A 24089-nucleotide genomic window follows, 5' to 3' on the forward strand; every position below is an offset into this window, starting at 1 on the left:
GCTCGCGGAAGGGGCCCGGGGCGCCCGGCTCCGTTCGGACGCCCTCGGACCGTGTGGCGGTCCCGGCACACCGGGGGCGACCTCGCCGTCCGGCCTCGGCCTATCCCGGCGGACTAATAACCATGGCGGTGCAGCCAGTCGTCGTTGATGCCGAAGTGATGGGCGATCTCATGGACGACAGTGATACGTACCTCGTCGACCACGTCCTCGACCGTCTCGCAGATCTCCATGATCTCGTTGCGGTAGATCGAGATGTGGTCGGGCAGGACGCCCCCGTACCAGTCACCGCGCTCGGTGAGCGGTACGCCGTGGTAGAGACCGAGCAGACCGGGCTCGGGTGCCTCATCCTCGACCAGGATGACGACATTGCGCATGTGCCGGGTCAGTTCGGGCGGGATGGTGTCGAGGGCCTCGGAGACAAGCTCCTCGAACGCCTCGCGCGTCAGCTCGATCACGTCATCATTGTCATCGACGGAGGGAGGCATTCGTGATCCTCGGACGGTTCCGCCGACGACTGTCCGACCTGTCCGACCCGCCGGGGACGACCCCCCGGCCCGACCAGCCCGCACGGGCGGACGCCCACCCCGACCCGTACGACGGGGTCCATCCACCCTCCGCCCCGGACACCGTTCCCCTCGAGCGGCCGAGCCGTCCCCGGCGGCCCGACACCCCTCCGACGCGGACCCGTCCCCCGAATCCCGTTCCTTCCGACCCGGCTCCCAAAGCCTTCCGCCCCCGGCTGACTCGCGGACGGGCCCAGCGGACGGGCCACCCGTACGCCGCCGCCCTCACCGAGGCCGACGACGCCCGGTCCGACCCCAGCGGCACCCACCCGGAGCCCATCGCCCCCCACCTGGATCCAGACTCCGCAGGCGGTCGCAGAGAGCAGACCGACCCGACGAACACGCTTCCCGAGGCCGGTCACACCACCGACTCCGCCCCGGCACCGCAGAAGCCCAGAGACGCGCATGCCGTGGCCGTCCATGCCAGCGCCCCCGCCCCGACGACACAGGTCCCCACGGACGCGCACCCCGCTCCCGGCCACGCCGGCGACTACGAGCACGTTCCGATACCGCAGGCGGCCCGGTACGCGCATTCCGCGCCTGGCCACACCACCGACTCCGATCCGACAGCACAGGCGGCCACGGACGCGCATCCTGTGGCTGGCCACGCCGGCGACCCCGACCCCGTTCCGATGCCGCAGGCGGCCAGGAACGTGCACCCCGCGCCCGGACACACCGGTCCCGTCCCGACGACGCAGGCGGCCGGCCCGGAGGGGAACGATCCCGTCGACGCCCACGCCCCGCCCGTCCCCGACCGCACGCCGCCTGGTGCCGACGAGTCCGGCTCCGAGCAGGTCGGCGTCGATGTTGGTCCCGAGCGGGCCGAGTCTGCCGATACCCCTGACACCGGTGGGGAACGTAGCGGCCGCCCCGATGTCCCCATGGGGCACAGCGGCGCGTCCGAGCCCGTTCCGGAGGGGAACGGTTCCGATCCTGAAGGCGAGCGGGACGCCCCCACAGAACCGGGTCGGGACCCCGACGAACAGGCGCGCCCCCCGCGACCCGAGGCGAAGCCCCCCGGCGGCCCACGAGGGCCCTGGCGGGCGAGGCTGGACGGGTTCGCTCATCATCGTGCCACCCGCGTCCTCCTGGTGGTCGTCGTCGGGCTGGCCGGCGGCATGATCGGGATGCTGCTCGGCGGACGCGTGGAGACCCCGGTCGGGCCCGCCGACGTGGCGCTGTCCATCCGTCCCTCCTTGGACGGCGGCACGACCGTCCACATCCCGCCGCTCGGCTCGCTACGGCTCGACAGCCACTGGGGTCCGGTACGGCTGGAGGCCCGCCTCGCCGAACTGCACGCCGAACCCGCCCGTCGCCTGATCGAGGACGGCACCGAACTGGACCGGCTCACCGACCGGGTCGGCGGCCAGGTCAGGCACGGCATCATCGTGCTCGCCGTCCGCGCCACCGTCTTCGCGATGATCTCCGCTCTCCTCGCGGGCCTCCTGGTCTTCCGGTCCTGGCACCGCGCCCTGCTCTCCATGGGAACGGCGTTCGGCGGGCTGCTGGCCACCGGCCTGCTCGCGTTCGCCACGTTCAGCCCGCAGTCGATCAACGAGCCCCGCTACACCGGCCTCCTGGCGAACGCGCCCCAAGTGGTCGGCGACGTGGAGAGCATCGTCGAACGGTTCTCCGAGTACCGCGCCCAACTCGCCCGCCTCGTCGGCAACGTCTCCCGCCTCTATGCGGCGACGTCCACGCTCCCCACGTACGAGCCGGATCCCTCGACGCTGCGCATCGTCCACGTCTCCGACATCCACCTCAACCCGGCCGCGTGGGACGTGGTCCGTTCGGTCAGCAGCCAGTTCCAGGCCGACCTCATCATCGACACCGGCGACCTCACCGACCACGGGAGCGGGCCCGAGGAACGCTTCGTGGAGGGCATCGGCGACCTCCGCATCCCGTACGTCTTCGTCCGCGGCAACCACGACTCCATGGACACCCAACGCGCCGTCGCCCGCCAACAGAACGCGATCGTCCTCGACAACGAGACCAAGGAGGTCGAGGGCCTGCGCATCTACGGCGTCGGAGACCCCCGTTTCACCCCCGATAAGACCACCCGCCACGACGACGTCACCGCGGCCCAGCTCCGTACCCTCGGCACCCAGCAGGCCCGTTCTCTACGCGTCGCCGGCACCACACCGGACCTCGTCGTCGTCCACGACCCCAACCAGGGCGAGAGCTTCTCCGGCACCACTCCGCTCGTCCTGTCCGGCCACTCCCACAAGCGCGGCACCAAACTGCTCCCCACCGGTACCCGCACGTTCATCCAGGGCTCCACCGGCGGAGCCGGCCTCCGCGGCCTGGAACACGAGGAGCCCACCCCCATCGAGCTCTCCGTCCTCTACTTCAACCGCGCCACCAACCGCCTCCAAGGCTGGGACGACCTCCGCCTCGGCGGCCTGGGCCTCACCTCCGCCCAGATCGAACGCCACCTGGAGCCCTCCCCCGACCGCGCCATCACCCCACCGGCCCCCGCCCCCACCACGTCCCCCACCCCCTCCCGCTGGCCATCCCTGGACCCCAGGAAGTGGCCGACCGCCCCACCCCCGACCTCGACCCCCTCCTCCACACCCCCACCCACCTCCCCGTCCCCGACGGGCCGGCGCTAGGGTTCGTTTAGGCGTCCCGACCCGTATTCCCCTATGCTGACGGAGTCGGCACAGCCGCCAGGGCCCCCATCGTCTAGTGGCCTAGGACGCCGCCCTTTCAAGGCGGTAGCACGGGTTCGAATCCCGTTGGGGGCACACAACAGATGGCTGCGGACCCGCCGTTCCCCGTATTGGTTGGGGTCTTTGGTGGCGTTGATCACCTCGTGGGCGATTCGGTGTTGCGGTGGGATCGCTTCGAGGACGAGGGTGACGCGGCACTCGGCGGTGTTGGCGTCCTTGTCGTGGTCGACCTCAGGGCGGAACGCCTCGAACAGCCTTCGTAGGAGCGGCTCGGGCGCGCGGGTGAGGTCGATCCGGCCTTGGGGGAAGCGGTCCAGGAGTTCGGGGCTCGCCTTGGTTGTTCTGGTGGCTTCGAGTTCGCGGAGTTCGGCCTGTCGGGTGGTGCGTTGTTCGGCGAGGTCGGCGGCGCGGGCTTGGATGTCGCGGGCGAACTCCTCGTCCCCGGTGTCGATGTCGGGTAGCTCGAGGCGGCGCGGCGGTTGGCGCGGGGTCTGCAGGTCCTCGATGGTCTTGCGCAGGGCCGAGACGGTCTGGTGGTGTTTGCGGGCGGCGGCGTCGTCCGCGTCGGCCAGCAGGTCCGCGAGATGGACGTGCCGGTTGGGGCCCAGGACTCTGGTGGTGAAGAACTCGGTGATGCCGGCCAGGAGTGGTTCCTCGCGGACTCAGATGCTCTTGGGGTGCCCCTCGGGGGCGTAGCCCTTGGTCGGCCTGCACACGTAGTAGGTGCGGCCCCGGCTGTCCTTGCAGCCCAAGCGGCGTCCACACTGGGCGCAGGTGATGTAGGAGCGCAGGACGTACGACCGTTTGGTGGCCGGGCGGGCGGTGTTGAGACCGGACGTCTTGCGGGTGGCGTTGTTGGTCTGGCCGACCTGATGCGCGGCGATGAACGTCTGGACCGAGACCAGGCCCTCGTGCAGGCACGCACCGCTCCTCGACCCGATCACGGCTACTTGAGATCGTCCACGTAAGCACCGCAGATCAGAGCGGGTTCTAGGCAGATCGCAGGCACGCGCGTGAGGGGCCCTGGGCGCACCCTCTCCGCAACACCGGCCCCTGCCCACCCTCAGTCGCATCCCAGGACCTGCCCGGCAGGCCCCGACGTCCACGCCAGGACACCGCCCGGCTCCGGCCCGAACATCCCACCCGTCCCCTGGGACCGCTCCCGGGCGATCCGCCCCGGGACACGCGCCGTACGCGTCCCGGCAGCCCCCGCCACGGCCCCATACGAACAGGGCGCGACCCGGATGCCCTGCCCCCATTCGGGCGCTCAGAGGCCCCATGACGTGTTGCGTCCGCCGATGCGTTCGGGGCGATGCACACGGCCCTTGTCCGGCTCCCCGACGCGGTGGGCCCGGCCGTCGCGCCGCTCGACCGTCATCCGTGCGCATCGCTGAGAGGGCGGGACACTCTTGGGTGAGAACGGCCTCACCGTTCTTGGCCAGAGCCTCCAGGGCGTGGGCCACCGCACCCGGAACAAGGTGCAGATTCAAGACGCCAGATCACTGGGAAACATCAACAGGCGGGTGGGTGAGGATCTCACCATCACTCAATGACATACGCCAAGTCCCTCCCTCCTGCGGGTCCAAGGTGAGTTCCCACGCGTTGGAGAAGGCGATGCGGTGGGCGCCGTCATTGAATACGACCCACGAAAGCGGCCTTGTGGACACGACCGACGAGAGCTCTTCCCGTGGCAGTTCCGTCAGGGGCCGTGGAGCGGGAGGACCACCCCTGCGACCAACCGTGTACATCACGGTTCCATCGAAGTCGAACGTCACGCCGTTGGTCAGCCGAAGATGAAACGCGGGAGCGACTTTGATCTCAAGGACTCGGGAATCACGAAAATTCATGATCTTCCTATCCTCGATCTGCCGATACCACTCCATCACGACACCTTCAATCATTTCCTCGGGAGATAGTCTTTAATGTTGCCGATACTGTCTTCGCCAACCCCACTCGGGGTACGGGGGTACACTTCTCCGGTATTGACATCGACGACGACATCCGGATTTCTGTTTTCCCCCAGGCCTCGCCATCCAGGGCTGTTCTTGACCGCATGGATCGCATCCTCGATCTGTTGACGAGTGTAGCCCAGGTCATCGGCTATTCGCTGCTCATCGCCTTCCAGATCTCCAGGGTCCGGCGGATTCTCCGAAAGGTCCTGCCACTCTCGAAGGACGCTGTCGTCCAGCTCCGCCTTGAGAATGCGAAGGTCTGGGGCACCGGCCGCACCGATCGTGACCGAAGTGATGATGTGGTCCGCGAGAACTCCGGCGGTGATCGCGCTCACCGCCTGCAGCAGCTTGGTCGCGGCGGCGGCGAGGCTCGCACGCAGCGCAGCCACTGCGATCAGCGCAGCGATGGGGTTACCGGCGACACCGTTGATCTCGACCCGAGTCTGGAACAGCTTCTCGGCATATTCGCCACAGGCCCTGGAGATGTTGAGACAGAGCTGAGGAAGGCCCTCCATGAGGGTACTCTGGACACCAGGAGCGTAGATCTTCTTCCAGTAGTACCCGAACGCATCGATATCAGGAGCGTCACTGTGCTCGGTGACCTTCCTGACGTCGGCCACAATGCCACCGCGAATAGCGATCAACGAGTCATGGGCCGATTTCCATGAGGCGGATGCCCGTGCCAGTGCCGTCGAGTCTCCGGTCGGCCAAAGGTCAGAGGTGTCGATGAGGTCGATACCGGTCAGCGTTTCCAGAAGTGATTTCGGCGGCTCCACTCCTGGCCCCGTCACACTCGGCGGCGGCGGAACGTTCAGTGGACCTGAGACCTCGGTCTTTATTACACTGTCGAGAAATGACCTCGGTTCGGGAACGACCGAGAAGCGATCACCGATCGTCGACCGGTCATCGGCCTCCAGGTGATTGAATGCGGTCTGAGTAAGACCCTTCGACATCTGCCCGGTGGACCGATGGAGGGCGGCGAACCCTTGCCATGCCGCCTGAACGGCTCGTGTGTACACGGGCGCGAATTCGGCGGCAGATTTGTCCTTGTCGGGGTTTCCCGCCATGCCTTCGGATCCGGCCAGCGCGGAGCCGAGCCGCTGCCACGTGGCACCAATGCCGTTCTGCCCGATTGCGGCGTTCCTCGCAACGCCCTCCACAAGGTCGGTATTGACCCAGACCCTGGTCAAGACGTCCACATCCTCACATTCGTGGCGCCGGCGTTGCGATAGTTGCGAAGCGATCGTTCGATCGCGAAATGCAACCTTGCCAGCTCTGCGTGGAGGTCACGAGCAGCCTTGTTCCATTTGGCTCGGGCGACTGCATATGCAGCTCTGTCATCCCCCTCCCAGCGCTCCAATGACGTCTCGAGGTCATCCTCCAGATCATCAAGCTCCCGCTGCAGCACCTTGAGCGCCTGCCGAAAGAAGCGCTCTGCTTCATCGAATGCGGCGAACTCTGCCCGGATCTCTACCATCAGCGGTCCTTTGACACTTTCACCGGCTTTAGAAGCATCACCATCGGCCCTACTATGCGAAGTTCCCAGCACGCCACAATCTGGTGGCCAATTGTTAACAACCAACACTGAACCTGACCGTTCGTGCCACATAGAGAACGGCCAGGCTTTCTTCGGACCATACCGAGTCGACGGCAGATCCGACCGGCCAGGTGATCCGGATGGCCGGATCCGGTCAGGTACGACCACACGGAGTCACTCGGATATTTGGCCTGTTTTATAATTGGATGCATGACTCTCCGTAAATAGCTGAGTAGCTTGAGGGTGATCAGGTGTTGAGGTCACTCCATCGCGACTCGCTCACACGACGCTGAACCAGATGTTGATCACCAACTCACGCCGGGCCTGCCGACGGTGACCCGGCAGCCATTTAGGAACGCGTCACGTTGGGGCACACAACAGACGGCTGCAGACCCGTCGTCGCCGGTTCCTGTTGGGTTGGCTTGCGGGTCTTTGGTGGCGTTGATCATCTCGGAGGCGGTTTGTGGGTCGCTTCGGGGATGAGCTTGACGCGGCAGTGTTGGTGACCAGGGCGGAAGTGGCGACGTTGTGGCCGCCCGGAGGCGTACGGCCGGGTGATCGCGGGTGAGTGGGGCACGGTCGGGCGGATGAAGGTGGGAACCAGCCGTGTTCGGCCCCGGGCAGAACGGCCCGGGTGGCTAGGCCCGCAGCCCGGTAAAGGCGTACGTGTACTCTGCAGCGCCGCCGGGTGAAGGCCGGCGGTTTGCGCCACTGCTGGAGCCTGAGCGCGGTGGGCATGTCGGCCGTCACGTACATCGAACCCAGGACGGTCACCGCGTGGTCGGCGGTGCGTCGGGCGTCGTGGCATTCCCACACCGGGGCGTCGATGCCGTGCCGTCCCACCAGACGCGCCTGCGGGCCAGGTCTGCACCGCCGATCAGCACGCCGCCCTCCCCGGTGGTGATCACCTTGTGGGCGCAGAAGGAGAAGACCGCCAGCACCTGCGCGGCGGTGTCGGGTGCTCGACGGTCGGCGGGTGTCTGGTCACGGACGCCACCGCCTACCTGAGCGGCCTGTTCGCCGACGCGCGGGAACGCTCCGCGACAAGGCGGCCACTCAGTCCTCGTACGCGGAGCCGACCCCGAGGCCTTTTTCGTCCACAACAGCTCAGGGCTCCTCGCGTTCGTATTCCATGGTCGCCGGTTGGTGATCAGCGGTCCTACCGGTCGTCTCCGGGCCGGTAGGTGCGGCGCACGCTGGTGCCGTTGCTGAGATCCGTGCCGTACACGTGGAGCGTGATCGCGACCATGTCGCCGGTGTTGCGGACACGGTGGATGTCGTCGGGCGGGGCGACACCGCTGACCGAGCCGGCGGGTCGGCGTCGATCGCCGATCTCGACCAGGCGGTCGCCGTCGATGTCGTACAGGGTCTCGGTTTCGGCGCCCTGCAGGACCATGAACGCGCACCACACCAGGTGATCGTGGATCTCCGTCACCTGGCCCGGTCTCCACACCACGGCGGACACCGAGAACGTCGCCTCGGTGTGCAGGGTGTGCCGGGTGTAGCCGTCGGGTGAGCCGGCCCGCTCGGCCGCGGTGAGCAGGTCCACGCTCGGCTTCGTCTCCACGAGCATGTCGGCCACCTGTTGCGAGATCGTCCGGGGATCCGCCCGGCGGCGGGCGGCTGGTCGGAGACGTGCGACGAGCGCGTCCAGGCCGGGCCTGAGCGGCGAGTCGATGGGCGTGATCGGCTGTCGGGTCATGACGATGATGCTCGCCCTTCAGTGTCATGACGTCTAATGCCAAGTTCATCCGGTGTACATAGATAATGTTGATACATGAATCTGACGCACCTTCGGGTGCTGGAGGCCGTCGCCCGCCACGGGTCGGTGACCGAGGCCGCCAAGGAGCTGCACTACTCCCAGCCCTCGGTCAGCCACCACCTCGGGCGGCTGGAGGCCGCGACCGGGGCCCGGCTCGTCCGGCGCGCGGGCCGTGGCATCCGGCTCACCCCCGAGGGGGAGCTTCTCGCCCAGCGAGCCAGAGAGATCATCGGGCGCGTGGACGCGGCCTCCGTCGAGCTGGCCGCCCAGGTCGGCCTTCGGGCCGGGCGGGTCAGAGTCGCCGGCTTTCAGACGATCCTCAGCACGATCGTGCCCGAGGCGGCGGCCGCGCTGTCCGCGTCGTACCCGGGTATCGAGCTGAACCTCGTCGACGTGCACCCGGTCGAGGGGCTGCGGATGCTCCGCGCGGGCCACGTCGACATCGCCTTGGTCTTCCGGCACGCCGACACCCCGGACGAGGAGGAGGGATTCCGGCTGACCCACCTGCTGGACGACCCGCTCCACCTGATCAGTCGGGAGCCGGACCAGCGATTGGAGGACCACCGCGACTCCGCCTGGGTCGGCGGGTGCGAGCGCTGTCGCGCGGCGATGGTCACCGCCTGCGAACGTGCCGGCTTCTCTCCGCGGATCGCGTACTCCAGTGACGACCTGGTCCTGGCCCAGTCGCTCGTGGCGGCCGGCATGGGGGTCGCCGCCCTGCCCGGGCTGGCGCTGCAAGCGCACCGCACCCCGAGCATCCACGCCACCGAGATCGCGGGCAGCGCCCGGCAGATCTTCGCCGTCACCTATGGCGAGCCACCGGACCCGCCCGCCACCAGCGCACTGCTCGAGATTCTCGAGGCGGTCGCGCAGCGTGGCCGCGGCACGGTGCCGCCGTACGCCGCTCGGCACTAGGCCGGGTGGGCTTCGCCGTTTTCAGGAACGGTTTGAGGCGGCTCGTGTTTCAGGCGCTGGACGCAACGAACCGGCGCGTGTGCCCACCAATGGACGGACCGGCCGTCGCTCCGCCGGTCATCGGTGCAGCCATGACAGGCCACCGAACCACGCACGGACGACAGGCACACCCCTGTCCACCGCTCAGTCCCCTCCGCGCCCAGGCGTCCGGTCGCCGCCGCCCCACCTCACCTCGTCGATCGCGGCCCCTGAGGGCAGTACGCCCGGCGCGAGCGCGGTACCTGCGGAGCAAGGGCGCGCCGCCCGCGAGCTCCTGGGTCGGTGTTGAAGGGACGTCGGCTAGGCGAGCAAGCGGATCAGCGTCACGGTCACCAGGGACAGAGCGACGCTCGCCCAGGACCATGAGTCGGTCCCGTTCCGCAGCGAGCGGATCAGGAGGGCGGCCGAGAGCGGCATGGCGATCGCCGTGAACGTGAGGCTCGCGTACCAGAGAAGGCCGTCGTGGGACAGCGTTCTCGCCCCGAATGCGGCGAAGGCGATGAAGGATGTCGCCGCCCAGGCGGCCTCCGACACGCGTGCCGGTGATTTCGCGTCCGGTTCTGCTTTCATTCCTAACCTCTTTCCTTACAGGCGCCGATGTCTGGCGTGTTTCAAGGGTCGGGATTCGCAAATGATCCCGTAGAGATCCCCGTGGCCCTGCGCACCGAGCGCGGGACTTTGTGCAAGGTCTCCTGTCCCTGTTCAGGCCGCTATCAGAACGTTAAGGCCCACAGTGACCGCCGGCCTCCTGCGTCGGAAGGGATCGGTTCCAGACCCGAGGTGCCACGAAAGGTCCACCCACGGGTGGAGGCGTTCGGGTTCTCGAGTCGCATATCGGTGGCCGGCCATTGACAGCACCGAGCGGAACGGGATTAGAGTCGCCCGGTGCCCTCGTTCGGCGAGTTGACACGACAACGGCCCCCAGTGAATGACGTCGTGCTGCCCCTGGCCCTGCTGGCGATCCAACTCGTCGCAGGCCGGGCTTTGGCGGCGATGCTCGACGAGGCCGTCGATGTGCGGGAGCGGGTGCTCGGGCTGGTCGCCGGTGCGGCCGTGGCGTTGGCGTTGTGCCTGCGCAGGGAGCGCCCGGTGGCGGTGCTGGGTGTCACGGTGGTGGTCGGTGCCGCTGCAGGGGCGGCGCTTCCGTCCTCCGCCGGCGCCCCGGTGCTCTGGGTGGCCGATCTGGTGGCGCTCTACTCGCTGGTCGTCCACCGCCCGGCCCGGATCGCCGTGATCGGTGGGGCGGTGGCCGCCTCGGTCGGGTGCCTCGTCACCGTGCTGACGGCGGGCGGGCCGGTGGAGGCGGCGGTGACCGCCGTGATGCAGGGCGCCGGTTACGCGGTCGTCATCGCCTTCGGTCGGCTGCGCCGTCGACGGGTGGGCCTGCGGCGGCGGCTCGCCGCCCGGCTGGGCGCGGCCGAGCGGGAACGGCTGCTGCTGGCCGTCGCCGAGCGGGAGAGGCTGGCCCGCGATCTGCATGATGTCGCCGGTCACCATCTGAGCGCCGTCACCGTGCACACCGGGGCCGCGCTCCGGTTGGCGGAACGGCGGCCCGAGATGGTCGCGGAGGCGCTGGACGTCGCCGTCGGCATGGGGCGGGAGGTCCTGGCGGCGCTCAACCGGATGGTGGACATGGTGGGCCGGCCGTCCGATGACCTCCCGGACGGCGACCTGCGGGGGCTCATCTCGCCTCTGTGCGGGGGGTTGGCCCGCCTCGGCATCCCGGTGTCGGTCACCGTGGCCGGCCATGCGCGCCCGCTGCCCGGTGAGACGGTCGCAGCCGCGTACGGCGTCGTTCAGGAGTCGCTGACGAACGCGATGCGTCACGCGATGGGAGCGCCGGTCACCGTTCGCGTCGAATACCGCACCGGCGCGGTCGATGTGCTCGTTCGCAACGAGAAGGGCGAGGACTGGAACGACCGAGCGGAGTTGGGCGGAGGGCGCGGGGTCGAGGGCATGCGGCGCCGGGCGGCCAAGGTCGGCGGCTCGCTGCGGGCGGGGCCCACCGAGGACGGCGGCTGGTCGGTCCACGCCGCCCTTCCCGCGCCGAACCGCTCCCGCCGCGAGCTCGGCTGGAACGAGGTGGTGGACGTGGCGGCGGTGGGCATGTGCGTCGGGCCGCCCCTGGTCGCGGTCACCCCGCCGGACCCGATCCTGCGCGCCTCTCCGCTCGGCCTGGCCTGCCTGATCGGGCTGTTGTCGGTGCATGCGCTCGTTCTGTGGTGGAGGCGGAAGGCCCCGGTGGCGACCCTGGCGGCCGTGGTCGGTGTCGACATCGTCTGGGTCGGGTTGGCCCTGTCCGAGGTGATCGACCCGAGCCGGCTGCAAGCGCCGGCGCTGGCATGGCCCACCGAGGCGGTGGCGGTGTACTCGCTGGCCGTCTATGGGCCGTCGGTGGCCTGGGGCCTGTGGGGCGCGGTCGCGGCCGGCGCGGCGGGCGGCCTGCTCGCGATGGCGGGTATGGCCGAGCAGCCGTTCACCGCGGGGAACGCCGTCATCGGCTTCGTGTTCTTCGGCGCCCTCGTCACGCTCTGCATGCTGCCCTTGTGGGCGTGGGGCGCGGTCGTCAGGTCCAGGCGCCACCGGGACGGGGAGTGGGAGCGGACGATGGCGGAAGCGGTGGCGGTGCGCACCGACCACGTCGTACGGGCCGAACGGTACGAGGTCGCCGTCGGCCTGCGGGGTGCGGTCTTCGACCACACCGTTCGCCTGGTGCGTACCGGGGAGTCGGCGCTGCGCGGCGGCCCGGCGGACGACCGGCGGGCCGCGCTCGCCGTGGTGGCCGCCGAGGCGCGGGCCGCGCTGGCGGGGATGCGGGAACTGCTCGAGACGCTGGAGGCGAGGCCGTGACGATCCGTGTGCTGGTGGCCGACGATCAGGCGGTGGTCCGGGTGGGATTCGCGGCGATCATCGATGAGGAGCCCGACCTGACGGTCGTCGGCCAGGCCGGCGACGGGGCCGAGGTCCTGCGGACGGTCGCGGACCGCCGTCCGGACGTCGTGCTCATGGACATCCGGATGCCCGGCATGGACGGGTTGGAGGCCACCCGTGAACTGGCCGCGGTGGCGCCCTCGACCAGGGTGCTGGTGCTCACGACGTTCCGGCGTGACGAGTACGTCTTCGGTGCGCTGCGTGCGGGCGCCTCGGGTTTTCTGCTCAAGGACTGCGACCCGCAGGATCTCCTCGACGCGATCCGTACCGTGGCGGAGGGCGACGGCATGCTCGCCCCGGCGGTGACCCGCCAGTTGATCGACGCGTTCGTCACGGGCTCCGTCGGCGCACGCCCCCGCCCCGACGAACGCCTCGGGCTGCTCACCAACCGGGAGATCGACGTCCTGCGCAACGTCGCCCGGGGCCTCAACAACACCGAGATCGCCGCCGTCCTGGGCATCGGGACCGCCACGGTGAAGACCCACGTCAACGCGATCTTCGGCAAGCTCGGCCTGCGCGACCGCGTGCAGGCGACGATCTTCGCGTACGACATGGGCCTCGCCACCCCCCGCGGAGCCACCTGACGGGCGTGGCGGGCCGGTGAGGGCCGAAGGACGAGAGGGCGAGAAGCCGGGCCGGCCGTGATCAGGTCGGAGGGAGCCGATTCCGGAGTTCGGTGAGGTGGCCGCGCTCCGATTCGACGCGAGCCCGTGCATGGATCGTTCCACAACGTCCGGCCGACGCGCGTTGCGGAGGGACGGCGAGCCGTGCCGTCCCTCCGCGACGTGCTTCAGGCGGCGCCACGGCCGCCCAGGTGGGGGAAGGTCACGGCTCGGCGCGGACGCGTCGAGCGGCGGTCACCATGTTGCGGAGCGCGGGTTCGACCTCGGCGTAGCCGCGCGTCTTGAGGCCGCAGTCGGGGTTGACCCACAGGCGGTCGGCGTCCACGGCGTCGAGGGCGTGGCGGAGGGCCCGTTCCATCTCCTCGACGGAGGGGACGCGAGGCGAGTGGATGTCGTAGACGCCCGGGCCGATGGACTGGCGGTATCCGGCCTTGTCGAGGTCGGTGAGCAGCTCCATGCGCGAACGAGCGGCCTCGACGCTGGTGACGTCGGCGTCCAGGGCACCGATCGCGTCGATGATGTCGCCGAACTCCGAGTAGCACATGTGCGTGTGGATCTGGGTCGACTCGGCGACGCCGCAGGTGGCCAGGCGGAACGCGGCGACCGCCCAGTCCAGGTAGGCGGCGTGGTCGGCGCGGCGCAGGGGCAGCAGCTCGCGCAGGGCGGGCTCGTCGACCTGGATGACGCGGATCCCGGCCTGCTCCAGGTCGTGGATCTCGTCCCGCAGGGCGAGGGCGACCTGGCGGGCGGTGTCGGCCAGTGGCTGGTCGTCGCGGACGAACGACCAGGCGAGCATGGTGACCGGGCCCGTCAGCATGCCCTTGACCGGTTTGGTCGTCCGGGACTGGGCGTAGGTCGTCCACTCCACGGTCATCGGCTCGGGCCGCGCCACGTCGCCGAACAGGATCGGCGGGCGCACGTAGCGGCTGCCGTAGGACTGCACCCAGCCGTGGGTGGTGTGGGCGTAGCCGTACAGGCGTTCGGCGAAGTACTGCACCATGTCGTTGCGTTCGGGTTCCCCGTGAACGAGCACGTCCAGGCCGATGTCCTCCTGGAGGGCGATGACCCGGTCGACCTCGGCGCGCATCGCGGCCTCGTAGGCGGTGTCGTCGATGCGTCCGGCGCGGTGGTCCGCGCGTGCCCGGCGCACCTCGTCGGTCTGCGGGAACGAGCCGATCGTGGTGGTCGGCAGGAGGGGCAGGTCGAGTTGGGCGTCGCGACGTTCGGCGTAGTCGCGGCGGGGCGCGCCGGGGCCGAGCGAGTCCAGCCGGGCCCGTACCCGCGCGTCGACGAACCCCTCCGGGGAGGCGGGCGGGATGCGGTCGGCGATGGCGTCCCTGCCCTCGCGGAGGGCCTTACCGATGAGGACGACCTCGTCCACCTTCTGGCGGGCGAACGCCAACCGGGCGGTCAGTCGCGGGTCCAGGTCGGTCTCGGCGGCGAGGTCGAGGGGCACGTGCAGCAGGGAGCAGGAGGTGCTCACGACGAGTTCGCCGGACAGGCCCAGCAGGGACGCACAGGTGGCCATGGCGGCGTTCAGGTCGGTGCGCCACACGTTGCGGCCGTCGACGACACCGGCGACGAGCGTCTTGTCGGGGCCCAGCCCGCCGATCGCGCCGAGGGCGTTCCGGTTGCCGGGGCCGGCCACGAAGTCCAGGCCGATCGCCTCCGCCCTGGAGGCCGCGAGCACCGGCAGCGCGTCGCCGATCTCGCCGAAGTAGGTCGCCACCAGCAGTCGGGGGCGGGTCGGCAGGTCGCCCAGCCTCTCGTAGGCGGTGCGCAGCGCCGCCAGCTCCTCGTCGGTGCGGTCGGCGGCCAGCGCGGGCTCGTCGAGCTGGACCCACTGCACACCCGCCCCGGAGAGCCGCTCCAGCAGTTCGGCGTACGTCTCCAACAGCGGGCCAAGCAGGTCCAGCGGCGCGAACCCCTCGGGGGCGTCCGCGGCGGGCTTGGACAGCAGCAGGTAGCTGAGCGGGCCGACGAGCACCGGGCGCGTCCGCACCCCCAGCTCCAGGGCCTCGCGGTATTCGGCGATCGGCTTGGCGTTGGAGGGGTCGTCGATGCGGAAGCGGGTGTCGGGGCCCAGTTCGGGGACGATGTAGTGGTAGTTCGTGTCGAACCACTTGGTCATCTCCATCGGCGCGACACCCTCGGCTCCGCGCGCCATGGCGAAGTAGGCGTCCAGGCCCTCCAGACGCCGGAACCGGTCCGGGACGGCGTCGAGCAGGACGCTCATGTCGAGCATGTGGTCGTACAGCGAGAACGTGTTGGACGGCACCAGTCCGATGCCGGCCTCGGTCAGCGACCGCCACGTCTCCTGCCGCAGCCCCGCGGTGACCCGGTGCAGCTCGTCGGCGTCGATCCGTCCGGCCCAGTACGCCTCGGTGGCCCTCTTCAGCTCCCGGCGTCCACCGATTCTGGGATGACCCAGCACGGTTGTGTTCATGGCGCAACTCCCTCGCGTGCCATCACCGTGGCCGCGCAGGGGTCAGAGCACGACGGAGCGCCGTGTCCCAGGCCCTCCCGCGAGGCCACGGACCACCGCGCGCCGGTCGGCGCACGGGCGGAGGCAGGTCTTCGGACTCGCGGGCGTCACGTCCGGTCGACTCGGACGCGTCCTACTGGCCGTCGCTTCCCAGGCCGTGGAGGCCCAGTGCTGATGACGGCGGTCGTTCCCACTCACCGCTGCGGGGCAGTCCCGGAATCACACCGGGTTCCCTCTTGCGACACCCGCTCGATCAAGGAGACGGGTGAACCATCCGCATTCGGGAGTATAGACACGGGGCGTCGGGCGGGAGGGCCCCGCCCGACGCGGAATCGGGACTCACCCCCACTGGCCCGGCTGGTAGTCGCCGGCGGGCTGCCGGGTGATGACGTTCATGCGGTTCCAGGCGTTGATGAGCGCGATGAGGGACACCAGCGCGGCGAGTTGGTCCTCGTCGTAGTGCTTGGCGGCGTTCGCCCAGACCTCGTCGCCGACGCCGCCGGAGGCGTCGGCGATGCGGGTCCCCTCCTCGGTGAGCTCCAGGGCGGCACGCTCGGCCTCGGTGAAGACCGTCGCCTCCCGCCAGGCCGCGATCAGGTTCAGCCGCTGCTGGGTCTCCCCCGCGAGGGTGGCGTCCTTGGTGTGCATGTCGGTGCAGTAGCCGCAGCCGTTGATCTGGCTGGCGCGGATCTTCACCAGCTCCTGGGTCGCGGCCGGCAGGCCCGAGTCGGCGACGACCTTGCCCGCCGAGTTGATGTACTTGATGAACTTCGGACCGACGGTGTTGGCGAAGTAGTCGATACGGGCTTCCATGGGGTCCTCCTCGTTGTCCGAGCGGCTACACCCACGTGACGGAACGACTCGGCCGAGTGTGACCGCCGGCGGAGGTGATCTGGGTCTCCCGCTCGGTGACACTCGTACCCGGCGGCGCTCAGCCCGCCCAGGGTCGGGACCGGAGCGAGGCGCGGCCCGGTCGGCGGCCGGTCCGCGCCGGAGGTTCCTCGTCGACGCGGGCCCGCAGGGACGCCACCTCGACGCTCAGGGCGCGCAACTCCTCGAGGATGAGCGCGTCGGTGCGCTGTTCGCGTTCTTCGAGCCGTTCGAGGTCGTCGTGGATCTCCCCGAGGACGTGCGGCTCCATCGCGTTCACCGTGATCGCGATGAACAGGTTGAGCACGACGAACGCCGACACCAGGATGTAGACCACGAAGAAGATCCAGGCGAACGGCTGCCGGGTCATGACGTCGCGGGCGATCTCCGACCAGCCGTCGGCCGTCATGATCTGGAACAGCGTGAACGCCGAGTCGCCCAGGGTGCCGAAATGCTGAGGCGCGGTCGCGCCGAACAATTTGGTCCCCATGACGGCGGCGACGTAATGAATGAGCGCCAGCAGCCCGGTGACCGACGCCATCGCGGGCAGCGCTCCGGCCAGCGCGGTGCCGACCCGGCGCAGGCTCGGCACCAGGGAGATCAGGCGCAGCGTCCGCAGGATCCGCAGCGCGCGCAGCACGGAGAACCCGCCGGCATGAGGGATCAGCGCGATCACGATGGTGACGGCGTCGAAGCAGCTCCAGGAGTCCTTGAAGAATCGGAGCCGATGGGCGTACAGCCGCAGCGCCAGCTCCAGGGCGAAGACCGACAGCACCACGCGGTCGACGACATGGAAGAGGCCGCCATATCCGCGCACCAGCGACGGCGAGGTCTCACATCCCAAGGTGATCGCATTGACGATGATGAGGGTGGTGATCGCGTACTGGAAACGTCGGGAATCGACGAGCCCTCGCACCCGCTCACGGGCCGCCATGCCGACTCCCCACCGTCACGGGCGACCCTGAGACGGGGGGTTCCGAGGGCTGCGGCACGCGGTCGACGCATCGCCTGATGCGCGGGTCGGGGATCAGGCGAGAGTTCGTCATGGCGAACGCCTTTCGGGATCGTCTGATGGGGACCTGCCGACCAGACTTCCCGGCTCACCTGATAAAGATCATAACGTACCGAGTGTCCGAATGGCCGGGATCGCCCGCGACAGCGGGGCCGGGGGCCTCGGGCCGTCATGGTCCAGCGGGGTCCTCGTCGCGATCGCCCTGCTCATCGCGTTGCCGTTCCGAGGCGTGATCGCCGAGAGGCGGGCGGCCGAGCGGGGTCGTCCCAGGGCCGAAGACTGTGCAAAGTCCCAGTGCCCGGCCCCTCGCCCGCCCCATGATCGCAATGGTAGGGATGGGCCATGGCTTTGAAGGGCAGACGAGCGAAGGCCGGCGACGAGCTCGGCCTGTACCACATCAACCCGTGGGAGACGGCGTCTCTCAGCCAGGAGATCGACCAGTATTTCCTGCACGGGATCGCGGTGAAGCCGGGCGCCACCGTCCTCGACGTGGGGGCCAACATCGGCGTGTTCTCCGCCCACGTCCACCGCATGCTGGACGGTGATGTGCGCATCTTCGCCTGCGAGCCCCTGCCGCCCATCTACGCCACGCTCGAGAGGAACGCGCGCGAGCGGCTCGGCGGCAAGGTGACCGCACTGCCCTACGGCATCTCCTCGCGGGACGAGGAACTGGAGTTCACGTACTTTCCGCTGTTCACGATGTTCTCGTCGATGTATCGCGACAAGAGCAACATGGCGGCCGAGAAGAAGCGCATCGCGGCGACCGTCTTCGACTACGTCAAGGAGGGCCACGCGGGGCCCGTGCTCAAGCGCGTCCCGTCGTTCGCCGTGCGGCTGGGGGTCGAACGGCGGCTGCGCGGACTGCAGGAGATGCAGACCCACAAGGTCCGGGTCCGGCCGCTGTCCGACCTCATCGACGAACACGGCATCGACCGGATCGACCTTCTCAAGATCGATGTCGAGGGCGCCGAGATCGAGGCCCTGCGGGGCATCGAGGAGCGTCACTGGCCGCTGATCCGGCAGGCGGTCATCGAGGTGGAGGGCTGGGAGGAGAACCGCACCACCGTGGAGGAGTTCTTCACCTCCCGCGGCTACGAGGTGTTCGCCGACCCGGGGCTCGTGGCGTCCGCGGACATCGGCGTGGTGTACGCCATCGCGCCGCCCGACTGAACCGCCCGACGGCCCGGCGTCACCTCCGATCCCCGGCCGCCGGGCGCGCGGCGGGGGTCACGGGGGCGTCCCAGTCGATCCGGTACCGCTGTTCGAGGCCGAGGGTCCGCTCCGGGTTCAGGAACGTCTTCAGCATGAGCGGCATCATGATCCGCATCATGGCCTTGGCGAACGGCCCGAACGTCTTGCTGTTGTCGGTCTTGGCGCCGCGGTCGATGACCTTCTCGACCCGGTGGCGGCGCAGTCGCTCGTACGCGGCGAAGGCGCTGCCCGGGTCGGGCAGGTCGCGCAGGCAGCGCGCCAACTGCACCGCGCTCTCGACGGCCATCGACGCGCCCTGGCCGGAGCTGGAGGACGGAGCGTGGGCCGAGTCCCCGACCAGGACCATCCGGCCGCGGTGCCAGTGCGGCACCTTCGGCATGCTCTCCAACGAGCCCAGGACGACGAGGTCGTCGACGGCGGTGCCCGCGAGGACGTCACGGGCGGGGACGTCGTCGGCGTAGAGGTCCTTCAGCCGCCGCATCCATTCGTCCTTGGCGGTCTCGCGGGCCTCCGCTCCCGAGAGCGGCCGGGGGTGGGGCACGTTGGCGAACCAGGCCGTCCGGCCATCGGGCTGCACCCAGTAACCGAAGAAGGCGCGCTCGCCGAACACGAAGTACGTCGCGTCGATCTCCGCCCGCACCGGGGTGTCGGCCGCCGCGCCGAAGTTGAGCAGCGGGGCGCGGTCGGGCGTGGGCGCGTCCGGGTCGATCAGTCGGCGGACGGTGGAGCGGATGCCGTCCGCGCCGATCAGGATGTCGGCGGCGGCGGTGGTGCCGTCGGCGAACGCGGCGACGATGCGGTCCGGCTCCTCGAGGACGTCCACGAGCCGCTTGCCGTACTCGACGCGGACACCCTGCTCGGCGGCGACGTCGTGCAGGGTGCGGCACAGCTCGTCACGCCACAGGCCCAGGCTCGGCGGCAGGTCCGCCAGGCCGGGGAGGACGCCGATGCGCCCGCCGTCGCCGCTGCTCAGGATCGCGCGGTGCATCGGCCGGCCGATGTCCCGGACGGCGTCGGCCGCCCCGACGATCTCCAGGGCGGAGAGCCCGTTGGGCGCGATCGTGAGCGTGACGCCGACGCCGTCGGCGGTGCTCGGGTACGCCTCGTACACCGTCGCCTCGATGCCCGCCCTCCTCAGGGCCATCGCGACGACCGGTCCGGCGATCCCCCCGCCGATGACCAGTGCCGTCCTTGCTGCCGTCATGTTCGGCTCCCAAAGTCTCGTTCCGGTGACGTGCGCGGTCGGGGTGAGCCGGGGAGTCCGTCTCGGCCCGCGTCGGTGAGGTGCCGCAGGTCGCGCCGGAGGGCGTGGTGCGTCATCGCGATCATCGTCAGGTCGTGGTCGTCGGGCATGGGCCCCCCTGCGTACGCGGACGATATGGCGACATCATATACATGGCGACTATAAACATGGCTACTATATGCCCACAGCCCTCCGCAAGGGGTCACGGGAGAGAACGCGCGCCGGCGGGTCAGTCGGACGTGTCGGTGGGGGTGCCGCGCAGCGCGTCGGCGTGCCCCAACAACGCCCACAACATGCGCCGCAGTGCGAGGTCGTCCTCGCTGCCGGTGCCGCCGAGGGGTGCGAGGTGGCGGTCCTCCACCTCGCGCACCAGCACGACCGCGCGCTCCACCGTCTCCGCGCCCTTCGGCGTGAGCGAGAGTTGCACGGCGCGCGGATCGGACGGGTTGTCGCGGCGTTCGAGCAGCCGGCGGCCTTCGAGCACCCGGGCGAGCCGGGAGACGTACATCGGCTCCAGTCCGCTGAAGTCGGCCAACTCCCGCTGACTGGGCCGGGCCCCGCCGCGTTCCATGCTGTAGAGGGAGGCCACCAGCGCGTACTGGGCGTGCGTCAGGCCGAGAGGGGCGAGCGCGCGGTCCGTCGCCACCCGCCAGCGCAGCGAGACGTGCCACAGCAGGTAGCCGCTGAAGGGAGGGGCGTCCGGCCGGTCGCGCATGGGGAGCAGGCTACATGTTTACTAAGACGCCGACCCCGTGTCCCGGCCCGCCGCCGGGGGCGGGCCCGGCGGCGGGGTCGGCGGCGCGGTCGGCGGCGTGCGAGGTGTCAGTTGCCGGCCGTCGGGCGGTTGGTGGCGGCCCAGGTGTTGCAGTCGGCGGGCAGCCCGCCGGACGAGACGCCGATGTTGGTGAGGAGCATGGGCAGCGCCCGGCAGAGTTCGCGGCGCCAGAACGGCCAGATGTGCTGGCCGTCGCCGTAGAAGTTCCGGGTGACCGTTCCGGTGTCGTCGAGGCGGTCGGCGAAGTCGCGGCTCTGCTGGAGGCCGCCCGGTTCGAGCAGGTCGGCGACGGGCGCGGGCTCGCCCACACCCTGGTCGGCGGGCAGCGTGGGGTCGGGGTCGCCGTCGCCGGCGGCCACGTAGACGGGGATGTCGTCGAGGGTGCCCGTCAGGTGGTACGGGTCGTGCGCCATCCACCGCTGGCGTCCGCCGCCGAGGATGTCGAGCGGATCGCCCCACACGGAGTTGTGCGGGACGCCGTCCGTCGCGAGGTCGCCCTGCACGACGTACGGGTCGTCCGTCGTGGTCAGCGCGGCGCTGAACGCCGCCGCCGCCGTGAACCTCCCGGGATGCCGTCCGGCGTACGACAGCGCCCCGAAGCCGCCCATGGACAGGCCCGCGATGGCGCGGGTGGCGCCGGCGCGGTAGCCGTTCTCCAGGAGCTGCTTCAGCTCGACCATGTGGAAGGTCTCCCAGTTGGGCCGGGGCGACAGCGTGCCCGGGGAGACCCAGTCGCTGTACCAGCCGTACTGGCCGCCCTCGGGCATCACGGTGATGACCTGCCGGTTCGCCAGCAGGCGGCCCGCCATGCCGCGCTCGTGCCACGACTCGTACCCGCTGGGCACGCCCTGCAGGTTCTTCTGGCCGCTGCCGTGCAGGAGCCACAGCACCGGCCAGGTCCGGCCGGCGGTGGGCGACCAGCCCTCGGGGAGGATCACCCGGACCTTCATGTCGGCGGCCATGGCGGGCGACCGGACGGTGAGGTCGAGGGTCTGGCCGTCGTCGTCGCCGGACTCGTCGGGGTCGATCACCGTGGTGGCCACGACGGTCGGCTCGGTGGTGGTGGCGTGCACGGGCGGAACGAGGGACAGCCCGAGACTCGTGGCCGAGAGCGCCGAGAACGCGGCCAGGAGTGCGTGCCGAACGCGGATCATGAAGGACTCTCTTCGTGGGGGGAGGGTCTCGGCCGACCGTCCCCGGGTCCCGTCTCCGGGCAACTGCCCTGGACGTCCGGCCATGACAATGTTATACCCGTTATCACAATGTCATGCACCGGCGGGGACGACACCGCCGCGATCATCCAGTCGTCTCCGCGCGCGTTCGTCGCCCGCCGAACGACTCCGCCGCTGACCGCGATCACGTCACGTCACGTCACGTTGAGCAGCTCCTTCACCGGGTCGAGCGCGAAGTAGAGGACGAACAGCGCCGCGATCAGCCACATCAACGGGTGGATCTCCGCGAACCGGCGACGGGCCGCCTTGATGGCCACGTAGCTCACGAAGCCCGCCCCGATCCCCACCGTGATCGAGTAGCTGAACGGCATCAGCACGATGGTCAGGAACGCGGGGATGGCGATGTCGTGGTCGCCGAAGTCGATGTGCCGGATCTGCGTCATCATCAGGAAGCCGACCACGACCAGCGCGGGTGTCGCCGCCTCGAACGGCACGATGGTCACCAGCGGCGCGAAGAACATCGCGACCAGGAACAGCGCCCCGGTCACCACGCTGGCCAGCCCGGTGCGGGCCCCCTCGGCGACCCCGGCGGCCGACTCGATGTAGGTGGTGTTGGACGACACCGAGCCCGCGCCGCCGGCCGCGGCGCCCACGGAGTCGACGAGCAGGACGTTCCGCACGCCGGGCAGGTCGCCCTTCTCGTCGAGCAGTTCGCCCTCGGCGCCCACGCCCACGACGGTGCCCATGGTGTCGAAGAAGTCGGCGAGCATCACGGTGAAGACGAACAGCAGCGCCGCCACCACACCGGCCCGCTCGAAGCTCCCGAACAGGCTGAACTCACCGAGCAGACCCAGGTCGGGGCCGCCGACCACGTCGTCGGGCAGCTTGGGGACGTTGAGCTGCCAGCCGTCGGGGTTGATCACCGGCTTGCCGTCCGGCCCCGGCCCCGAGTTGAACGGCCCCACGTCCGCGAGCCACTCCACGACGATCGCGAAGACCGTGGTGGCGACGATGCCGATCAGGATGGCGCCCTTGACCCGCCGCGCGACCAGCAGGACGGTCCCCAGCAGCCCGACGACGAAGACCAGGGTCGGCCAACCGGAGAGGCTCCCCGTCGCCCCGAGCTGAACCGGGACGGTCGTGCCCGCCGCGTCCGGGATCCGGCGGACGAACCCGGCGTCCACGAAACCGATCAACGCGATGAACAGCCCGATGCCCACGGCGATCGCCGTCTTGAGCCCGGCCGGGATCGCGTGGAACACCGCGACCCGGAACCCGGTGAGCACGAGGACCACGATGACCAGGCCCTCCAGGACCACGATGCCCATCGCGTCCTCCCACGACATGCCCCCGGCGATGCCGAACGCGACGACCGCGTTCAGCCCCAGTCCGGTGGCCATGGCGAAGGGATACCGGCCGACCACGCCCATCGCGATCGTGAGCAGCCCGGCGATCAGCGCCGTCGCCGCCGCCACCAACGGGATGGCCGCGCCCGGCGTGGTCAGGTCGCCCAGGAACTGGTCGTCGCCGTCGGCGACGGTGCCGATGATCAGCGGGTTGAGGACCACGATGTAGGCCATCGTGAAGAAGGTGGCCAGCCCACCGCGCAGCTCCCGCGCGACGGTCGAACCGCGCTCCGAGATCTTGAAATACCTGTCGAGCCCGTTCACGGGCTGCTTGTCCGGCTTCGCCGTATCAGTGCTCACGCGTCGTACGGTGGCAGGCACACACAACGGACGAAGCGGAGGATTCAATACGAATCAACAACGAATCCGCTCGTGGCGGACTGCGGTCCGCGGGCGCGTCGAGCGGTGCCGCCGGACGTGTCTGACCCACCGGATTCTGGGTACGGAGGTGCCGAGCCGCTCACGCGGGCGGCTCACCGGCAACGCGCGACACAACCGAACGGCGAACCCGCCTCACGGACGAGGCCGACGGCGCGCTCCTCGGTCGGTGCACCGAGGAGCGACGGCGGCCCCGGCCGGAACGACGCATGCCCTGCGCCGCACCGTCCTGGACGTGGGGTCGTCCAGGACACCCTCGGCCCCGACCTCGGATCGGCGAGACAACGGTCGCCGAACGGGCGGGCCGTCGGGATCAGAGCTTGACGAGCTTCTCGTAGGGAACGGTGATGCGCCGTTTGGTGGGGCTGAAGTCGACGATCACGGCGACACCCTCCTCCACCGCGATCACACGGCCGAGGCCGTACTTGTCGTGACTGACGCGGTCGTCGACGGCGTAGTCCTCGACGGGAGCGGCCGTCTGCTGCTTGAAGGGGCTGGTGGGCAGGTGTCGCCGACGGGCGGGCCGGGAAGCGGTCATGGTG

20 protein-coding genes, 1 tRNA gene and 1 riboswitch are annotated in these 24089 nt (G+C 69.9%); of the genes, 6 read left to right on the top strand and 15 right to left on the bottom strand.

Annotated features, from left to right (window positions below; translation table 11 throughout):
- Positions 1 to 113: 113 nt before the first annotated feature.
- On the bottom strand, positions 114 to 455 hold the full coding sequence (locus DFJ69_RS10480) for a metallopeptidase family protein (protein ID WP_211328577.1): 342 nt from the start codon (positions 453 to 455) through the stop codon (positions 114 to 116).
- A 32-nt stretch (positions 456 to 487) separates the two neighbouring features.
- Between DFJ69_RS10480 and DFJ69_RS35475 the strand changes: the two genes are divergently transcribed.
- Positions 488 to 3175 (top strand): metallophosphoesterase, encoded by a 2688-nt coding sequence (locus DFJ69_RS35475; protein WP_245974237.1) that lies wholly within the window; start codon positions 488 to 490, stop codon positions 3173 to 3175.
- 62 nt (positions 3176 to 3237) lie between these two features.
- Positions 3238 to 3310: transfer RNA gene (locus DFJ69_RS10490), tRNA-Glu, on the top strand.
- Between the two features lie 587 nt (positions 3311 to 3897).
- On the opposite strand, the gene DFJ69_RS10500 is transcribed toward DFJ69_RS10490, so the two are convergent.
- The 5 genes from DFJ69_RS10500 to DFJ69_RS10520 form a co-directional block, all read right to left on the bottom strand.
- Entirely contained in the window at positions 3898 to 4179 is a 282-nt protein-coding gene (locus DFJ69_RS10500) for a hypothetical protein (RefSeq protein WP_116022299.1), read from the bottom strand.
- 555 nt (positions 4180 to 4734) lie between these two features.
- A complete protein-coding gene (locus DFJ69_RS10505; protein ID WP_116022300.1) occupies positions 4735 to 5118 on the bottom strand; it encodes a hypothetical protein in 384 nt (127 codons plus the stop codon).
- A gap of 14 nt (positions 5119 to 5132) precedes the next feature.
- Positions 5133 to 6377 carry a WXG100-like domain-containing protein gene (locus DFJ69_RS33725; protein ID WP_147312267.1) on the bottom strand — a complete coding sequence of 415 codons (1245 nt, stop codon included), beginning with the start codon at positions 6375 to 6377 and terminating at the stop codon, positions 5133 to 5135.
- Positions 6374 to 6664: a WXG100 family type VII secretion target gene (locus DFJ69_RS10515; RefSeq protein WP_116022302.1), complete on the bottom strand. Its 291-nt coding sequence runs from the start codon at positions 6662 to 6664 to the stop codon at positions 6374 to 6376. The genes DFJ69_RS33725 and DFJ69_RS10515 overlap by 4 nt, the downstream gene beginning before the upstream one ends.
- A 1219-nt stretch (positions 6665 to 7883) precedes the next feature.
- Positions 7884 to 8426, bottom strand: a complete 543-nt coding sequence (locus DFJ69_RS10520) for a cysteine dioxygenase family protein (protein ID WP_116022303.1) — start codon at positions 8424 to 8426, stop codon at positions 7884 to 7886.
- 75 nt (positions 8427 to 8501) lie between these two features.
- Between DFJ69_RS10520 and DFJ69_RS10525 the strand changes: the two genes are divergently transcribed.
- Entirely contained in the window at positions 8502 to 9401 is a 900-nt protein-coding gene (locus DFJ69_RS10525) for a LysR family transcriptional regulator (protein WP_116022304.1), read from the top strand.
- A gap of 339 nt (positions 9402 to 9740) precedes the next feature.
- Here the strand turns inward: DFJ69_RS10525 and DFJ69_RS10530 are convergent, their stop codons facing one another.
- Positions 9741 to 10010 (bottom strand): hypothetical protein, encoded by a 270-nt coding sequence (locus DFJ69_RS10530; protein WP_147312268.1) that lies wholly within the window; start codon positions 10008 to 10010, stop codon positions 9741 to 9743.
- 315 nt (positions 10011 to 10325) lie between these two features.
- On the opposite strand from DFJ69_RS10530, the gene DFJ69_RS10535 reads away from it, so the two are divergent.
- The gene (locus DFJ69_RS10535) at positions 10326 to 12290 is read left to right on the top strand and encodes an ATP-binding protein (protein WP_425453323.1); all 1965 of its coding nucleotides are present in this window, start codon (positions 10326 to 10328) and stop codon (positions 12288 to 12290) included.
- Positions 12287 to 12955, top strand: a complete 669-nt coding sequence (locus DFJ69_RS10540) for a response regulator (protein ID WP_116026542.1) — start codon at positions 12287 to 12289, stop codon at positions 12953 to 12955. The genes DFJ69_RS10535 and DFJ69_RS10540 overlap by 4 nt, the downstream gene beginning before the upstream one ends.
- Before the next feature lie 241 nt (positions 12956 to 13196).
- Here the strand turns inward: DFJ69_RS10540 and metE are convergent, their stop codons facing one another.
- The 3 genes from metE to DFJ69_RS10555 all read right to left on the bottom strand — a co-directional run bounded on the left by metE (position 13197) and on the right by DFJ69_RS10555 (position 17283).
- Positions 13197 to 15440, bottom strand: a complete 2244-nt coding sequence (metE, locus tag DFJ69_RS10545; RefSeq protein ID WP_116022307.1) for a 5-methyltetrahydropteroyltriglutamate--homocysteine S-methyltransferase — start codon at positions 15438 to 15440, stop codon at positions 13197 to 13199.
- Between the two features lie 105 nt (positions 15441 to 15545).
- A riboswitch (cobalamin riboswitch) is annotated at positions 15546 to 15770 on the bottom strand.
- Positions 15771 to 15818: 48 nt separating this feature from the next.
- Positions 15819 to 16292, bottom strand: a complete 474-nt coding sequence (locus DFJ69_RS10550) for a carboxymuconolactone decarboxylase family protein (RefSeq protein ID WP_116022308.1) — start codon at positions 16290 to 16292, stop codon at positions 15819 to 15821.
- Between the two features lie 118 nt (positions 16293 to 16410).
- A complete protein-coding gene (locus tag DFJ69_RS10555) occupies positions 16411 to 17283 on the bottom strand; it encodes an ion transporter (RefSeq protein ID WP_116022309.1) in 873 nt (290 codons plus the stop codon).
- Between the two features lie 420 nt (positions 17284 to 17703).
- Between DFJ69_RS10555 and DFJ69_RS10560 the strand changes: the two genes are divergently transcribed.
- On the top strand, positions 17704 to 18531 hold the full coding sequence (locus tag DFJ69_RS10560; protein ID WP_116022310.1) for an FkbM family methyltransferase: 828 nt from the start codon (positions 17704 to 17706) through the stop codon (positions 18529 to 18531).
- Between the two features lie 19 nt (positions 18532 to 18550).
- On the opposite strand, the gene DFJ69_RS10565 is transcribed toward DFJ69_RS10560, so the two are convergent.
- The 5 genes from DFJ69_RS10565 to DFJ69_RS10585 all read right to left on the bottom strand — a co-directional run bounded on the left by DFJ69_RS10565 (position 18551) and on the right by DFJ69_RS10585 (position 24085).
- The gene (locus DFJ69_RS10565; protein ID WP_116022311.1) at positions 18551 to 19777 is read right to left on the bottom strand and encodes an FAD-dependent monooxygenase; all 1227 of its coding nucleotides are present in this window, start codon (positions 19775 to 19777) and stop codon (positions 18551 to 18553) included.
- A 268-nt stretch (positions 19778 to 20045) separates the two neighbouring features.
- Positions 20046 to 20531 carry a MarR family winged helix-turn-helix transcriptional regulator gene (locus DFJ69_RS10570; RefSeq protein WP_116022312.1) on the bottom strand — a complete coding sequence of 162 codons (486 nt, stop codon included), beginning with the start codon at positions 20529 to 20531 and terminating at the stop codon, positions 20046 to 20048.
- A gap of 107 nt (positions 20532 to 20638) precedes the next feature.
- Positions 20639 to 21745, bottom strand: coding sequence for an alpha/beta hydrolase (locus DFJ69_RS10575; RefSeq protein WP_116022313.1), 1107 nt, complete (start codon positions 21743 to 21745; stop codon positions 20639 to 20641).
- A 212-nt stretch (positions 21746 to 21957) separates the two neighbouring features.
- Positions 21958 to 23469, bottom strand: a complete 1512-nt coding sequence (locus DFJ69_RS10580) for an NCS2 family permease (protein WP_245974239.1) — start codon at positions 23467 to 23469, stop codon at positions 21958 to 21960.
- Positions 23470 to 23860: 391 nt separating this feature from the next.
- Entirely contained in the window at positions 23861 to 24085 is a 225-nt protein-coding gene (locus DFJ69_RS10585; RefSeq protein WP_116022315.1) for a hypothetical protein, read from the bottom strand.
- Between the last annotated feature and the right edge of the window lie 4 nt (positions 24086 to 24089).

It is taken from the genome of Thermomonospora umbrina, assembly GCF_003386555.1.
GTDB lineage: Bacteria > Actinomycetota > Actinomycetes > Streptosporangiales > Streptosporangiaceae > Thermomonospora > Thermomonospora umbrina.